Origin of the sequence: Leptospira ryugenii, from assembly GCF_003114855.1 — a bacterium.
Taxonomy (GTDB): Bacteria; Spirochaetota; Leptospiria; order Leptospirales; family Leptospiraceae; genus Leptospira_A; species Leptospira_A ryugenii.
The window spans coordinates 60698-77128 of record NZ_BFBB01000007.1; the positions used below are offsets into that span (position 1 = coordinate 60698).

Below are 16431 nucleotides of genomic sequence, written 5' to 3' on the forward strand. Positions count from 1 at the left end.
GAAAACAATCTATTTAATTTTCTAGGCTTTCAATTAGTGGGACGAGTTCTTTTTGTTTTGAAAAATAGGCGGATCGGTTGCATACAAGTCTTGCCGTACTCTCTAAAATCACATCAATTTCTTTCAATCCATTTGCCTTCAAGGTTCCACCAGTGGAAACCAAATCCACAATGCAATCCGAAAGACCTACGATGGGAGCAAGTTCTATGGAGCCATACAATTTGATGACTTCACAAGAAATTCCTTTGGAAAAAAAATATTCTTTCGTGAGTTCAGGGTATTTTGTTGCCACTCGAACTTTGGATCTCTTCGCATACAAATCAAAATCAGGAAAGCTAGCGAGCGAAAGTCGGCAAGCTCCGATCCTTAGGTCCACAGGAGCAATGAGATCATACTTTCCTTCCTGGATTATGTCCCATCCAACGATCCCCACATCCGCCGCACCTTCTTCCACATAGGTACAGACATCCTGGGAACGAACAAAGAGTAGCCTCAAACGTTTGTCAGGTGAGACAAAAGCAAGTTCTTTTGAATCTTCCGGTGGGAGAGCGGAAAGCCAGTTCCTTTTTTGTAAGATTTCTGCGCTTTCCATGGCAAGTCTTCCTTTCGGAAGAGCCAAGGTTAACATTTAAGACTTCCCGAGTTTTAGGAGGAGATATGTTGCTTGGAGTTTGGCTTCATCCAAATCATCCAGTCCTTCTCCATCAATGCGCAAAACTTTTTCCAAAGAAAGTTTCGCACCAGCCTTGTCTCCGCTTGCGAATTGGAGTCTGCCTGTGTGTAAAAAGGACCAAGCTTTGAAGGACTTTGCTTCCGTGTTGGTATCCAAAAGAGTGGAAGCAATCTTATAGTCTTCTAGTGCCTTGGGAATGTTTGTTTGTTGGTCTCTATAATTTCCAGCTATGTAGAAATAATATGCCTTTAATTCTTTGGGTGTATCAATGCCTGTGCCTGCTTTTTCTAAATACTCGGCAGCCTTTTCCCAATTTTTTGTTTCGGCGTATAACCGAGATAAGTCCTTCCAAACACGCAAATTCAAATCGCCAGAACTTTCATTCTTTAAAAATGATTCGAGATCAGCTATCTGTGCATCGGTAGGAATGGATTTTTCACGGTGTTTCCGTTGGATTTCTTCGAGAGCAGAAGTTTGCTTTTGGAATACATGGTCTCTGTACTCAAAAAATCCGATGATAGAGATCAGTAAAACGATCAGAACGGATAGGCTTATAAAAACAGTCTTTCGGTTGCGACCTAAATAACGAGAAAACTTCAAAAATAGCAGCTCGGCTTTGCTACCCTCAAAATCGGCGAATTCATCTTCTTTAGAATGAACCGCCTCTTCTCTTTTTTTGTCGATGATGTTCTTTTTTACAAACTTATCCATCTAGTCTAACGGTTGTTATTAAGATTTACAAAAGAACCAATGGACTCACGTGAAGGTTGGTTGTCTTCCTTCATGTATTTTGCCATTTCTTCTCTCTCCACAGCCTTATCAAAGTCTTTGATGGATAGAGAGATCTTTTTGTTATTAGGTTCAATCTTTACAACGACTGTTCTGACTTGGTCACCCACTTTGTAAAGGTCCTCTAATTTGATATTTCTTCCGTCTGGGATTTCAGAAATATGCACTAGACCTTCATAACCTGGTTCCACTTCTACAAAGACACCAAAACTTACAATAGACTTAACCTTTCCTTCCACAAGAGTACCCGGTGGGTATTTTTTGCGAAGAGCTTCATAAGGATGTTCTTGCAATTGCTTTAAACCACAGCTAATGCGCTGTGCATCTAAGTTTACATCTAGGATCTTATAGCGAACAGATTGTCCTTTTTTCAAGAGTGCCAAAGGATTTTTTTCTTTTTCATCCCAAGTAATATCAGAGATGTGAATCAATCCTTCAATGCCACTTTCTACTTCTACGAAAGCACCATATTTAGTAATTCCAGTGATCTTTCCTTCTAACTCACTACCAGCACGCACGCTAGCGGAAAGCGATTCCCAAGGGTTTGGAAGCAATTGTTTGAGACCTAAGGAGAGTCGTCTTGCTTCAAAATCGATATCCAAAATTTCAGAATCAACTTCTTGGCCTTTTTTTAGAACATCTTTTGGATGAGGTGGTTTTTTGGACCAAGAGAGTTCCGTTGTGTGGATCAAACCTTCCAAACCTTCTTTGAGTTCAACGAAAGCTCCGAAGTTTGTAAGCGAGGTTACGAGTCCACGCACGACCATACCTTTTTCTAATTCTTTCTTCGCCCATGCCCATGGGTCTTCATACAGCTGTTTGATCCCGAGGGATAGTTTGTTATTGTCTCGGTCAACTTCCAAAACAACTACATTCACCTCAGCACCTATTTGAAAGTACTGTTTGAACGGAGCGAATTTTTTATAAGAGATATCATTTTGTCTGAGAAGCCCGACGACTTCATAAACAGAAAGGAAAACGCCAAAATTAGCAATCTTAACTACTTTTCCTTGTACTTTATCCCCAACTTTTACTTTCTGTAAAAGCTCTTCCCATTTTTCCCCGTTGATTTCATCAAGGAGGGTTTTTCGAGAAACAACACCCGTCTTGGTTTTCTCGTTGAGTTCAATGATTTTGAATTGGAATTCTTTGCCAGATTCAGTGGCTTCTTTAAAACGAACGCCGACATGAGAGGCAGGCAAAAACAATTGGATGCCTTCGCTTTCTACGAGATAACCTTTGTTTTTGACTTCATTGACAATTTTTCCTGAGAGAGGGTAACCGTTTGCAAAAGCATCTTTGATTGTTTCCCAACCAACTCTTTGGTCAGCTTCCTTTTTGGATAAAACACAATAGCCATCCACTCGTCGTTTGAGGACGGCGCTAACCTTTTCTCCTCGTTTAGGAGTTTCTGAGAAATCTTCTCGTGGTACACGCGCTTCGAGTTTTTCACCAATATCGAGAAAAACAGTGTCTCCGATGACATCTACGACTGTGCCGTCAATGAGTACGCCTTTACTTGCGACACTTTCTTGTTCTTGTGTTTGCGATTCCCACTTTTCTAAAAGTTCTCCAAAGGAGGAAGTGGCATCATTTTTGGGGGAGGAAGAGGGACTGGTTGAATTCAATGGTTACCGAGATACAAAATTTAGATTTGTTTAGGTTTACTTGAGCCTAGACAGGATAGTATTAAGGACAGTTTCCGTATCTGAGTCTGAGGTGTCAATGAGTATTGCGTCGCTAGCTTGCCGGAGCGGGGCCACGGATCGGTTTTTGTCCGATTCGTCCCGAGCGATTATCTCCTCTTTGAGATGGGAAAGGTCGACTCGGATCCCCTTTTCCTGGAGTTCTTTGTATCTTCTATTTGCTCGTACATCGGCACTTGCGGTGAGAAAAAATTTATACTTTGCCTGAGGAAAGACATCGGTTCCAATATCTCGTCCATCCATGACCAAAGGGTGCTTTTTGGCGAAAGTCCGGATCAGTTGGTTCACATATTCACGGAAGGCTCGGTGAGGGGCAATATAACGGATCCGTTTGGTTAAGTCAGGGCTACGGATTTCCTCTGAGATATTCTGATTTCCTAACCAGACTTGGTTGGTTCCTTGTTCGGAAAGCTCCAGGAAGAGAGGGATTTCAGATAAAGAAAACGAAAACTCCGCTTTCTCTTCGCCTAATAATGATTTATCGGCTAGTTTCTCTGCATAAGAGGGAAACTTCGCTTCATCGCTTTCTTGTTTTTCGAATTCTTGGTAGATGGCATAGGTAAGTCCTCGGTACAAGGCACCGGAATCCAAATACAAATATCCGAGACGATTTGCTAACAAACGTGCGATGGTACTCTTTCCTGAGCCTGCTGGCCCATCTAGGGCAATTACTTTTTCAGTATAAGGAATCTCTTGGCTCATAGATTGCGTCCTAAAACTCTTTTAGTATTTGAAAAAAGCCAGGAAAAGACGTATCCACCCAAGAAACATCATCAATACTTAAGTTTACATCAGCTAACTTTGCTAAGATGGAAAAACTCATGGCAATTCTATGGTCCATAAACGTATCAATCGAGCCAGTTTTGATTTGGGATACCTCACCAAATGCATAGCCATCCTCATACTCCTCAACAGTGATGCCCAAAGTCTGTAAATTTTTCACCATCGCGTGGATGCGATCCGATTCCTTGGCTCGCAATTCTTTTGCATGACGGATAGAAAATCCGCCTTCGGAAAACAAACCAGCAATCGTAAGGATGGGAATCTCATCGATAATAGAGGGGATCAATGCTTCTTCGATTTCTATCTTTTGCAAATGGGAAGGATACACAAGGAGGTCTCCTACGATTTCACCACACTCCTTTCTTTGGTTTTGGATTTCGATCTTTCCATTCATCCTTTTGAGTACGGTGAGTACGCCAATCCGAGAAGGATTTAAGCCTACATTGGGAATTAGAGTGGGCTCACCTTTTGCGCAGAGTGCGAGGACAAGGAAAAAGGAGGCACTGGAAAGGTCTCTGGGAACTTGGTAGGCTGCCGAAGAAAACTTGTAGGGACCTTCAATCCGAAAGCGTAAAGGGCTTCTGTATTCTATCTTTCCCCCGAGGAAAGAAATCATATTTTCGGTATGGTCACGAGATAGTTCGGGCTCTTCATACTCAAGGGATATGTCGGAAGCAAGGCTAGCAAAGACCAAAGCACTTTTGATTTGGGCAGAGGCGATTGGACTTTTGTAGGTATACGCTTGTAGTTGGCTTCCCTTGACTTCCAGAGGGGCTTGACCATTTCCATGTACAGAGCGGATTTGGCCACCCATGGCTCGGATGGGATCGATGATCCTTGCCATCGGACGTTTTTGCAGAGAAGCATCACCGGTCAATACAGCTTGTATCCCAGGCAATCCAGAGAGTAGGCCTGCGGACAAACGAATCCCCGTACCTGCATTCCCAAAATCCAGTTCGGACTTTGGAGAACGTAGGTTTTTTTTCCCTGGGCTTTGGATGCGGTAGGAGCCAGGGGCTTTTTGTTCATACTGAAGCCCCAAAGCCGCAAAAGCAGAAAGGGTATGTTTTGGGTCCTCTCCCTCCAAAAATCCATGGATTTCCGAGGTGCCTTCCGAGAGAGCGCAGAAAAGTACGGTTCTGTGGGAAATGGATTTATCTCCTGGAACGGAGACAGTCATCTTTCGAGAAATATTCAGTTTTGTTTGCAACATGCTCTATTTTTCTAATTTTTTTTTGCAATTTATAGAAAGATTCCTAGTTTTTGTAGGAAGCCCATACGTTAATTCCATTATCCACACATGCCTATAGATACCAGTAAAAATAATCAAAAGATCCCGGTCAATCCTGGTGAGGTACTCTTCGTCGGAGGAAAACCTTGCCTATCCCTAAACATCCTCCATGAGGGTTCGGTTCGCATTGAGGTGACCGTTGGGGACATTTCCTTTGCTTTATACTCACTGGAAGGTGCCAATATGACACCTGCCATATTTCCTTTGTTAGAGGGAACGACTCTTCCTTTCACAGTACGAGCGAAATCTTCCTGTACGATCTCCACCTATGTAATGAACCAGTCAAATGCCAAAAAAACACTCACACAGAAAGTCTCTGTTGGTGTAATGGCTGTTCGTACAATGCTAAAAGAAATCGGCGAGCTCTATAAAAAGATCATTGCGATTCGTGGCATCAATGCCAAGGCAGAAAAGTATATAGATAATATTGGTGCGGCCTACTTTATTCTCAACCCAGCTATCTTTCCAGACCTAAGCCCTGGAGGACCTATCACCCGAGATGAAAACATCATTGATCCAGTGATGAAGTCCATACGTAACAACTTAGCAGGTTTTTATGAACAAGGCGGTATGCTTCCTGATTCCCCAACTGTCAGTTTTTTAGAAGAAGACCATGGGGAATTTTTTCAGAAAGGATACGCGGAAACTGTAGAATGGAACGATAGTATGTTTCACTTTGTACGTAAAATCTTAACCGTGAACCCAAAGATATCTCAGGCACTCTTTGAGTCAGATCCCAGTCTTTTACAAAGTGCCGCAGAAAGTTATGTTTCCACATATCGAGAGTTATTTGATATTTTGGAGAGAGAGGTACACGCCCTTCTCGATTTTTTCCAAGTCCTCTTTGGCGGAGAACAATCTTTGGTAGAGAAAATGAATCTTACTTTAGATCTATTTTCAACTGGGTATTCACCTATTCCCTCTACGACTTTACTTCCAGTTACGGAATGGTGTTTGAAGTCTTGCCAGTCCTTACTTAGCGAGTTCCAGCAAGTATTTGGTACACAATATACGGGCAATTTCTCAAGTCTCGACACCCTAGAGAAAAAGCAAAAGGAAATGACATCAAAGTACTCGCATGAACTGGACTCTAAAAAGGCAATCGAAGAGAGAAAGGCAATGTCGGGAGACGATTCCATTACAGCCGGGATTGATCTTGGAAGTCTCAAAACAGAATTACTAAACTCGGCATCTCAAATCTTAAACTATGCACAAGCAGATCCAGAAGCTGTAAAAGAGTTCTCGACCTTGATGGTCAAATTAAAGTCCTTCAAAAACCCTCTTGATCCCGACCCAGACAATCGAAAGATCCGACGAACTATCGCCAAAACCTATTGGGATGTATACCGTAGATCTTACCTGAAGTGGATCAAAGACGGAAAACGGGGTCCGACTGCTGTAGAAATGATGCTACGGTATGGTTACTTCGACGAATCCTTATTAGACGACAACCATCTACTTGAACTACGAGCTCGTATGGAGCAACCTAGGTATGATAGCAATGTACCTATCCACCTAGGAACGGAATGGTTAGACAAAATTTACGGAAGGGAGATTCCAACATCCGTTGATGAACTTGGACAAACTTTTTTTGAAAAACTCAAACTTGATCTAAAAGATTCGGGAATCAAATCAGAAAGGGATATCCCACCAGAATACGATACCGGGGAAGCACGATTACAATATGAATTGAACGCTATGTATGAGCCAAATGTGCGCTTGACCTCTGGAAATATTTCTAGCCATTTTCCTATTCTGACTCGCTATCACATAACCCTACCGCTTGACAAGTGTTATGTAACCAAATCTCATGTAAACAAGGCGATCCAGGATATTCTTGCTGTTGACTACACAGCTTTCAACCGAGAGATCCTTTACAGAAATGAAGAGATTGGCATCAAAAATGAATTTGTCCAGAGGTCAGTAATCCCTGATTTCGTCATTGTCCCTTCAATTGGGCCCAAAATCATGATGTGGCAAGATCTTTCCATTTTTAGAGGCTCTGGATCCAAAGAATCAAGAGGAAGGATCATCATCCCACACTTTGTTTTAGGAGATTTGAAAACCTTCTTGATGGAAGCTATTGCGGCATTCCGTTGGGAACTATGTAAGAATATACTTGGACCCGATTGGAACAATGTGGGAATCCCATCGATCACTGCGGATTACACCGATTATGTGCAGTTTTACAAAAAAAGTAAGGACCTCTCTCCCGAACTCAAAGAAAAAATCACATCCGATTTTAAACGATTTCGTACAGACCGAGATAAGTTTGCTTATGATTATAGCTTATGGATCAAATATGAGTCAGAAGGTGTCCAAAGAGTCAATAGAGTCGTTCGTTCCATCTTTTATCGACACATTCCATTCCACAAAGTGATCCGAGAAAAAGTCTCTGGCCAACCTGCTTTTGCTGAGCTCCACAATCGATTCAAAAACGTGCGAGGAAGACAGCATAAAGAGTTTGAAAACAAGTACAAAAAGTACATGGATGCTTCGGGTCAGCTACCGAAAGAATTGTATGAAAATTTAATGTTTTACGAAGTGTAAGAAAGGATCATACTTCTTCGACGAAGTATGGTCTGATGTACTCTCTAACTATCTCTACAACAAAACGACCCCATGACTTGGGGTCTTCTTGTGATATGTTTACCTGTTTCATCTTGGAAAAGTATGGCTGTGGTTTGAATACGGAATGTGTAAGTTCAATGGCTCTAAGATAATTATCCAATCGTTTTACTTTTACAAAATTGATGATTTCTGTTTGGATTTTTTCCTTAGGAAGGTAACCTACAATGATCATACGAGGGAAAAGGTTTTTCTTTAAAAGAGTGATGAATTCTTCGAAACTATCCACACGATCAATGAATCCTTCGTAGGCTCCTCCTCCTAGATTCATAATCTGGGTCACAATGTCCATGGAAAAGGAAACCCCTTCCATGGTAGACATATCTGAAATGATGACTAAACCTTCGTCGGGCTGGAAGACTTTGAATAGGTCTGTGCCTTTGAAGTGCCTACGTAAGAGTTTGGCAGCGGAGACATCGATTTCTTGGGCTTTTGGGACAAGAACTTTGCCGGCCCCATCCAAGATAGGATCTCGAGTCAAAAGATACCTTTTCTTTACCGCGTTTTGGTTCATAACGCGAAAGGCCTTTACCTTCTCTTCGATTTCGTCCAATGTCGAAAATCCAATTTTCAGGACGTTTTCCCGCTTTCTTTTTCCTAAATCTGTTTCTTCCATGAATAGAAAGGCCTAAACTTCTTTCTTTGTTCATCCTAAGGTTTTTGGGCTAATGTATAGCATATTTTTGTCTAAAGGTAAGAAATGATTCTGAAATTTAAGCACCTTGCTGTTTTTTTCTTAGTCGGTTGCTCCACAGTTGATTTCATACCTGATCCTGACTTTCGACAAAACTATCCAAAATACCAAAAAAAAACCTGGGAAGAGGTAGAACTTCAGTATGTGAGACCAAACAAGCCTTTTGTTGTGATGGGAGAGATCATCGTCAGAAACCAAAATGGTCAATCCTGGAGGGAATTGGAATCCAGCGTAAAGCGAGAACTCTGGGAAAGGAAGTTAGACGGTGCATGGATGACAGAAAAAAGAAGCCAAAAAGTGGACGGATTTAACTTGGAAACCCAGGATTCCCGCGGGCATACAACCAACTCCTACAAAGATGAAATGAATCTACTCATTTGGAAAGGAATAGCCTATCGCTATCGATGATGTATGAGCCCTAGAAAATTTGATTCAGAAATAAAAATCGATCCCTATGATCGTTGGATCTTTAGGGGAAATGAGATTACCAAAGAAGAGATCCTCCGGTACTTCCGAGAGAACCTCCACCAAACAGAGGAAGCAGTCTATATCCAAAATGTATTTGGAAATTTAAGTGAACATGGGTTTTTAGAAATCCAGGGATATCCTTGCCATGTCCTACATTTGGAGATAGAAGGTGAAGAACTTCTTCTCTATTGTGATGACGGAAAGCAGTTCCGTTTCCCCGATTTTGAAATTTACCAAACCAAAGAGGGCGCACTCATGGGCATACATTCCTCACAACCTTTGGTGAAGTACCGCTTTACTTGGAATGCTGCAAAGGAACTGGGTGATATCTTAGAAGAATCAAATGATTCCATTTATTTCAAGTTTGGTGAGATAAAAATGGAACTTCCTATCTATGAGGGAGAGGTACCTGTCCCTCTCCCCAACTCCTACGGATCTTCAGTTTGAATTTGTAGAGGGATTTGATCCTTCTTGTAAACTTTCCCACATCTTCCAAGCTTCAGGGAAATCCTTTTTGATTTCCATGGCTTTGTGAAGGTATTGCAAGGATCTTTCTGGGCGATTCCACAATTTATAGAGAGTTGCTAAATTGAAATAAGAGATATGCAAAGCATCGTTTTGGGCACAACGAATGGATTTTTTTAGCCAATAGATGGCATCTCGGTCTTTGCCCATTCTTAGGAGGACAACACCAATCTCATTGCATGGATTTCCATACTCATGGTTGATGGACACAGCTTTGTAGTATGAATGTAAGGCCTCTTCCCATTTGCCTTGGGAATTCTGGACCAGTCCTAAATAGAAATAAGCTTCCTCATGTTCCACTTCTTCTAAAAAGCAACGAACATGGTATTCAGCCCGGTCCAAATCTCCGGTCCTAAAAAATTGTTTGGTAAGATCTAAATGAAAAGAGAATTGTTCGAAAGACAAGGCTATCCTCGATGTTTTTCTTTTATTTTCGGACTGAGGATTTATCTCCTTGAAAACTATTTTCTAAATGTAAGTGAATGTCCTCCGCAATCGACTTTGCATCCAACTTATAATGAGCCAGGATCTGAGATCTTTCCCCGTGGTGGATAGGTTCTGGAGGTAGAGCATAGGTTTTTAGGTACTTCTTTAGGTACTTAGGGCTGATTTCGTTTAAAAGGAATCCGGATGCTCCAGCATGAATGTAACTTTCATCTAAAATGACAAAATGATTTACTTCGTCTAACAGAGCTTCTATCGTACTTTTATCAAAGGGACGCAACCAAAACAAATCGACCAAGGTAACTTCTATCCCTTTTTCTTTCAATATCTCACAACTTGTCTTAGCGAGATTTAGCATAAAGCCAACTGAGAGAACCAAAAGATCCTTTCCCTTGGAAAGTACTCGTGTACTCGCCTTTTGGATGGGTGACGGATTGGTAAACTGAAGGGTATTTAAGTCCCCATTTTCTTTTGGAAACCGAATGGCAATGGGTGCGTCTTTGTAGCCATTCATAAAGTAAAGGCTATCGATGATATCTTGAGCCGAACTGGGTACGATGATATCCATGTTGGGTAGTCCTGCTAAATAGCCTAGGTCAGATAAACCTTGGTGGGTTTCGCCGTCAGGACCCACAATGCCCGCACGGTCGATGACAAAGCGTACGGGTAAATTCATAAGGGAAACATCCTCAACGAGCTGGTCCATCGCACGTGTCAGAAATGTTGAATAGATGCACATAAAAGGAGTCACACCCACATCTGTCATCGCACCGGCAAAAGCGACAGAGTGTTGCTCTGCAATCCCAGCATCGAATGTATTTTGAGGAAACTTCTCTTGGAATTCGCGTAAGCCACTGCCCTCAATCATGGCCGGTGTGATCACAGCAATGTTCTTATGAGTCTCGGCGAGAATAGATAAAGTTTTGCCTACAATTTTTGATAGGCCAATCTTACTAGCATCGGCACTCGCCATTTTCCCATCACTTTTGTTAAATGGTGTCACTCCATGATATTTGATAGGGTCTGCTTCTGCTGGTTTGTATCCCTTTCCCTTCTGAGTTAAAACGTGGAGCAAAACAGGACCTTTTATCTTTTTGACATTTTGTAACATCTGAACGACTCGTCTGACGTCATGACCATCAATGGGGCCAAAGTAAGTAAAACCAAGATCCTCAAACAAGCCACCTGGTCTCAACATAAAATGTTTGAATGAGGACTCCATTTTGTGTGCCACACTTTCGAGAGCTGGACCTATCAATGGTAACCATTTTAAGAAATTGTAAAATACAGCTTTCCATCGATTGTAAATTTGAGATGAAATGATATTGTTCAAATAATTAGAAATAGAGCCCACATTTTTGGAAATCGACATATAATTGTCGTTTAAAATGACAAGCATATCTGGTTTGATATGACCACCATGGTTCATTGCTTCCAATGCCATACCCGTTGCAATCGATGCATCTCCAATCACTGCTATGACCTTATGGTTTTTTCCCATAAGATCTCTCGCGCAGGCTTCTCCCAATGCTTGCGAGATGGAGGTACCTGCATGACCCGTGTTGTAGAGATCATAGACTGACTCTTCTCGTTTGGGAAATCCAGACAGCCCTTGCCACTTCCTAACACTAGTTAACTGATCTTTTCTGCCAGTCAAAATTTTATGTGGATAGGTTTGGTGGCCAACATCCCAGATCAGACGATCAACAGGAGTGTTGAAAACATAGTGGAGGGCGACTGTGAGTTCGACTACACCTAAATTGCTCGCGAAATGCCCACCGACATCTGATAAGGTATCAATGATAAACTCCCGTAGGTCTTTGCAGACAGCAGGGAGCTCAGTCTCATTGTATTTTCGTAAATCTTCTGGGAATTGGATCCGATCTAAAAACGGGTATAAAGACATGTTGTTGTCATGATGCGGCTCTTTGCAAAGGACGCTTCATTTTTTCCATATCTTCTGGGTTTGTGATTCCCATCAATTCGTAAATCCGAACAGGTAAGGTTTTTCCCTTCACGCGCACTAAATCAAGTTCACGCGCGATCACTCGGTCTTTAACCTTTTCATATGTGTGCTCAGAAATGATGATATTGGTACCATACATTTTATTGGACCCTTCTAAACGAGAGCCAAGGTTGATCGTGTCTCCCATACAGGTGTATTCCATTCTATGAGATGAACCCATGTTCCCCACTACGGCAGGACCTGAATTGAGACCGATTCCTATGTCGATGACTGGTACCTTGCGTTCTGCCCATTTTTTTTGGAGTTCTTTTAGATGCTCTAATTGGGCAAGGGCCGCCACACAAGCATAGTATGCATGGTCTTCTAGAGGTACGGGTGCACCCCAAAATGCCATAATGGCATCACCCATATACTTATCGATAGTACCTTTGTACTCGATGATGAGCTCTGTCATGGCGGAGAGATATTCATTTAAAAGTTTTACAAGGTCTTCTGGGCCGAGAGCTTCCGAAATCGTCGTGAATCCTCGGACGTCCGAGAAGAAGATAGTAATCTCACGTTTTGATCCGCCTAATGCGAGATTGTCGGGGTGTTTCAATAGTTCGTCCACGACATCAGCAGATACGAATTTTGAGAAGGTTTGACGTATGTATTTTACGTTTTCTTCTTCTGTTAAGATACGGAATCCGATGATAGCCACAAACACGACTACCTGCTCAATTGTAACCGAAGGCAATACGGTTATTAAGTTAAAGGATTGGAACAAATAAAGTGTGAGCACGCCGTAGAGCAAAAGCTGTGTCAACATGATCACGAAACCCCAATGTGTTTTGACACGAGGTTGCAGGATTCCAATCATAACACCTAACACAATGTATATTGCAAAGGTAGCCCAGTTCGGGAGAGTAGACATAAAATCTTGATTTAGGATGGTGTTGATAGCATGTGCGTGGTGTTCAATTCCAGACATATCACCAAAGGGAGAGAGGTGAGAGTCTTTGGATGCTCCACGACCAGTTGCGTAATACATAGCAACCAAAAAGATCTGGTTATTGAATTGATTGGATTCAATCACTTCCTCATCCCATTGGTTGGCTACTTCAAAGATTTCATACTCTTTAAAAGAATACCGACCACCAGCGAAGTTGATTTCCATTTGGCCTTCGATGTCAATGGGAATGATGACTTCACGTTTTTCATTGGGAATTGCCATCAAATCTTTTTCTTCAAAGGCTCTCTTAGCAATGTTGAACTCACGAAGTGTCTTTTTGGGAATGTTCATGAGTTTCACATATTTCCCCATATTCACTTCTACATCCCTTTGGACATCAATGCCATAGTATTGGCAGACGATCAATAGGTCTATGGACGGAAAGTACTCGAACTCTTTTTCTGGACCAGAGCGTGAAACCTTTACAACCAAAGGCATACGTCTATTCAAGCCAGACTCATCCTTTTTGACATTTGCAAAGCCTAAACCAGCAGACAGTTCACCGATCTGCTCGATTGGCGGTTGTGGGAATTTGACCCAACTAACGCCAATATCACCTTCGTCGATGACATTTTTCAATTTAAAACGCCGGAGTATCTCTAATCGCTTCTCCAAATTGAGTACGGACTCTTTGGATTCAGCACTGGTTTCCATAGGGTAGTCAAATAACACCCGTCGGTTGGTTTGCAGTGCTTCTACCATTTCTTCCATCTGTCCGGGTTTGTAATCTACGAAGAAAATATCGAACATCAATGTGTTTTCGGATTTGCTAAAGGTTTTGATGATGTTGGCGTAATACTTCCATGGAAGTGGCCAGGTACCTTGCAATTTCTCTAGAGATTCTGTGGTGATACCCACAATTTTGATGTCTTTACGAGCCTTTGGAGGTGGTTGGTAAGTGATCGATTCAACTCTACCTGTATCACTCTCATGTTCCTTTTTTGTCGTTGTTCCTCGCAAAAACTGAAACCGAGTCGATATGGAGTTCTCTTCCAAATCCTTGAGGGGTTGGAAGGTATTTACCAAGGTATACATAAAGATTGCAATCACGAAGGAAAGCCAAATGGCACCAGACTTTTGTTTGTCGCTGGATACCTTTTCTATGATTTTATAAACAAAGAAACTTGATAGGAGGAGAATTGTCATCCCACCCAATAAGAAGAAAAAGGAATAATCCCACTCTGGTAAAAAAACAGATAGGGTTACCCCACCTGTTCCACCCAGTGCAATGAGTAATATGAGATAATCTAAGATCGAAAGAGATTTAGATTCTTTGTCAGCCATAGAGACCTATCCTACGAGGAATTTCCTAGCCATTTTCCTCATAAAATTCGCAAGACTCAAACGTTATTTTGCTCCTCCTGAGGAATGGGAGAAATTTTTTAAGGGAAACTGTTTCGAATCGAGAGGCAGTACTCCGAAAGTTTTTGGCAACAAGCTACGGTATCAGCGCCTGACTCTTCAATGATCCTCTGGATCGCGGAACCAATGATGATTCCGTCCGCATAATGTGCGATTTGCGAAGCCTGCTCCGGGCTGGAAATGCCAAAGCCAGCACAAATTGGCAATTGAAGGATTTCTTTTAAACTTCTGATTCGTTCTTCCAAATCCAAAGAAAACTCCCGCCGTTCACCTGTGACTCCAAAGGAGGTCACATAGTAGATAAAACCGGAAGATGTTTTCTTTAGAGCCTGGACTCGTCTCTTTGTGGTGGCTGGTGTAATGAGATGGATCAAGTCCATATCCCTCTTTTCGAGGGCGGCGAAGAGATCTTCGCTTTCTTGTGTATCAAAGGGAAGGTCTGGGATGACAAGGCCTTCTACCCCAGAATCCTTTGCCTGGTCCAAAAAGGAGGCAACTCCACAATGGTAGATTGGGTTAAAATAGGTAAGATAAACGAGAGGTCGGTCAGGTTTGTGGGAGTGGATTTGTTTTGTGGTTTGGAAAATCTTTGCAAAATCAAAAGGATTTTTGAGAGCACGTGCCACAGCCCTTTGGATCACCGGACCATCCGCAACTGGGTCCGAAAAGGGTATGCCTAGCTCTAAGATATCGGCACCCGAATCCAAAATGGTTTGGCCGTATTTGACAGAGGCCTCGTAATGAGGATCCCCCAAAGTAAAGAAGGGTACGAAAACCGATTTATTTGTCTTGTTTGCAAAATAGTCTTTGATCTTACTCATGTTTTCCACCACCTAAGATGCGTAAGACCTCCACAACATCCTTATCACCACGCCCAGATAGGCAAACAACAAGGTGCTTTTTTTTGCCAAGTTTTTTTGCAACATCTTTAGCAACATGAAAGGCATGAGCTGTTTCAAGTGCTGGTATGATCCCTTCTAAGCGAGTGATTTCTAAAAAGGAAGCAAGAGCCTCCTCGTCTGTAACCATGCGGTATTCAACTCGTCCAGATGTTGATAGATAGGCGTGCTCAGGTCCCACTCCTGGGTAATCAAGACCAGCACTTACCGAGTGAGCTGGTACAATCTGTCCATTTGTATCTTGGATGATTAATGTCTTTGTGCCATGTAAAAAACCAGTCTTCCCAAAGGTTATGGTCGCAGAATGTTCTCCTGGTTTTTGTCCCATGCCACCTGCCTCGGCACCGTATAATTTTACTTTTTTGTCCTTCACAAAATCATGAAACATGCCAATTGCATTGGAACCACCACCCACACAGGCAACTACAGCATCTGGCAATTGTTTGGTGGCTTTTTTGAATTGTTTTTTGGTTTCCTTTCCAATTAAAGACTGTAAGTCACGAACAATGGTAGGGAAAGGATGAGGGCCAATCGCACTCCCAACTATATAATGAGTTGTTTTTACGTTAAGTGCCCAATCCCGCATAGCTTCACTAGTCGCTTCCTTGAGAGTGGCCTCGCCAGAAGTAACTGGTAAAATTTTGGCACCTAACATTTCAATTTTTTTGGCATTTAGGTTTTGTCTTTTTACGTCAACTGCACCCATATAGATGATGGTTTCCAATCCGAACATAGCACCGACTGTGGCTGTTGCCAAACCATGTTGGCCTGCCCCTGTCTCGGCGATGATACGCTTTTTGCCCATGTGCTTTGCAAGTAAAGCTTGGCCAATTGCATTGTTGATTTTATGGGCTCCAGTATGATTCAGATCTTCTCGTTTAAGCCAAATATTCGCACCACCCCACTCTTTGGTTAGGCGCTCGGCATAGGTCAAAGGGGAAGGTCTTCCCACATAATTTTTGAGATAAAAATTCAGTTCGTTTTGGAACTTTTTATTTTTTTTGAGCTTTCGGTAAGTGCTTTCCAACTCTTCCAAGGCTTCAGTTAAAATTTCAGGAGCGTAGCGTCCCCCAAATTCTCCAAAGTATCCAGCTTCATACTTTCCCATATATCTAGAATGGGAAGGCTCGGAATTTAGAAAAGGTTTCTTTCAAATTTAATTTGAAATTATTAAGACGAGAAACCGACGAATGGGCTCATACTTGCCCCCTT

General features: G+C 42.1%; 14 protein-coding genes. 3 read left to right on the plus strand and 11 right to left on the minus strand.

Translation table 11 applies throughout. The annotated features are described in order from the left end of the window. Positions 1–13 precede the first annotated feature (13 nt). Genes hisG through aroA form a run of 5 tightly spaced genes read right to left on the minus strand, consistent with a single transcriptional unit; the run spans position 14 to position 5164 of the window. Positions 14–628, minus strand: coding sequence for an ATP phosphoribosyltransferase (gene hisG / locus DI060_RS11360; protein WP_108976670.1), 615 nt, complete (start codon positions 626–628; stop codon positions 14–16). After that, the gene (locus tag DI060_RS11365; RefSeq protein WP_108976672.1) at positions 629–1384 is read right to left on the minus strand and encodes a tetratricopeptide repeat protein; all 756 of its coding nucleotides are present in this window, start codon (positions 1382–1384) and stop codon (positions 629–631) included. Positions 1385–1389: 5 nt separating this feature from the next. Further along, the gene (locus DI060_RS11370) at positions 1390–3090 is read right to left on the minus strand and encodes a 30S ribosomal protein S1 (protein ID WP_108976674.1); all 1701 of its coding nucleotides are present in this window, start codon (positions 3088–3090) and stop codon (positions 1390–1392) included. 36 nt (positions 3091–3126) lie between these two features. Then, on the minus strand, positions 3127–3870 hold the full coding sequence (gene cmk / locus DI060_RS11375; protein WP_108976676.1) for a (d)CMP kinase: 744 nt from the start codon (positions 3868–3870) through the stop codon (positions 3127–3129). 10 nt (positions 3871–3880) lie between these two features. After that, the gene (gene aroA / locus DI060_RS11380) at positions 3881–5164 is read right to left on the minus strand and encodes a 3-phosphoshikimate 1-carboxyvinyltransferase (protein WP_108976678.1); all 1284 of its coding nucleotides are present in this window, start codon (positions 5162–5164) and stop codon (positions 3881–3883) included. A gap of 87 nt (positions 5165–5251) precedes the next feature. Here aroA and DI060_RS11385 point away from each other — a divergent pair, with 87 nt between their 5' ends. Continuing rightward, on the plus strand, positions 5252–7792 hold the full coding sequence (locus DI060_RS11385; RefSeq protein WP_108976680.1) for a cyclic nucleotide-binding domain-containing protein: 2541 nt from the start codon (positions 5252–5254) through the stop codon (positions 7790–7792). Between the two features lie 7 nt (positions 7793–7799). On the opposite strand, the gene DI060_RS11390 is transcribed toward DI060_RS11385, so the two are convergent. After that, on the minus strand, positions 7800–8486 hold the full coding sequence (locus DI060_RS11390) for a hypothetical protein (protein WP_108976682.1): 687 nt from the start codon (positions 8484–8486) through the stop codon (positions 7800–7802). An 84-nt stretch (positions 8487–8570) separates the two neighbouring features. Between DI060_RS11390 and DI060_RS11395 the strand changes: the two genes are divergently transcribed. Both DI060_RS11395 and DI060_RS11400 read left to right on the plus strand, forming a co-directional pair. Next, positions 8571–8972, plus strand: coding sequence for a hypothetical protein (locus DI060_RS11395; protein WP_108976684.1), 402 nt, complete (start codon positions 8571–8573; stop codon positions 8970–8972). A gap of 3 nt (positions 8973–8975) precedes the next feature. Next, positions 8976–9479 carry a hypothetical protein gene (locus tag DI060_RS11400; RefSeq protein ID WP_108976686.1) on the plus strand — a complete coding sequence of 168 codons (504 nt, stop codon included), beginning with the start codon at positions 8976–8978 and terminating at the stop codon, positions 9477–9479. Here the strand turns inward: DI060_RS11400 and DI060_RS11405 are convergent. From DI060_RS11405 to trpB, 5 genes are all read right to left on the minus strand, one after another. Further along, entirely contained in the window at positions 9471–9962 is a 492-nt protein-coding gene (locus tag DI060_RS11405) for a tetratricopeptide repeat protein (protein WP_108976688.1), read from the minus strand. The two genes, DI060_RS11400 and DI060_RS11405, sit on opposite strands and share 9 nt — an antisense overlap. A 22-nt stretch (positions 9963–9984) precedes the next feature. Next, on the minus strand, positions 9985–11907 hold the full coding sequence (dxs, locus tag DI060_RS11410) for a 1-deoxy-D-xylulose-5-phosphate synthase (protein ID WP_108976690.1): 1923 nt from the start codon (positions 11905–11907) through the stop codon (positions 9985–9987). Between the two features lie 7 nt (positions 11908–11914). Further along, complete coding sequence (locus DI060_RS11415) at positions 11915–14242, minus strand: adenylate/guanylate cyclase domain-containing protein (protein WP_108976692.1); 2328 nt, start codon at positions 14240–14242, stop codon at positions 11915–11917. Between the two features lie 98 nt (positions 14243–14340). Beyond that, complete coding sequence (trpA, locus tag DI060_RS11420) at positions 14341–15141, minus strand: tryptophan synthase subunit alpha (RefSeq protein WP_108976694.1); 801 nt, start codon at positions 15139–15141, stop codon at positions 14341–14343. Next, positions 15134–16327, minus strand: coding sequence for a tryptophan synthase subunit beta (gene trpB, locus DI060_RS11425; RefSeq protein ID WP_108976696.1), 1194 nt, complete (start codon positions 16325–16327; stop codon positions 15134–15136). Before trpB ends, trpA begins: the two co-directional genes overlap by 8 nt. Between the last annotated feature and the right edge of the window lie 104 nt (positions 16328–16431).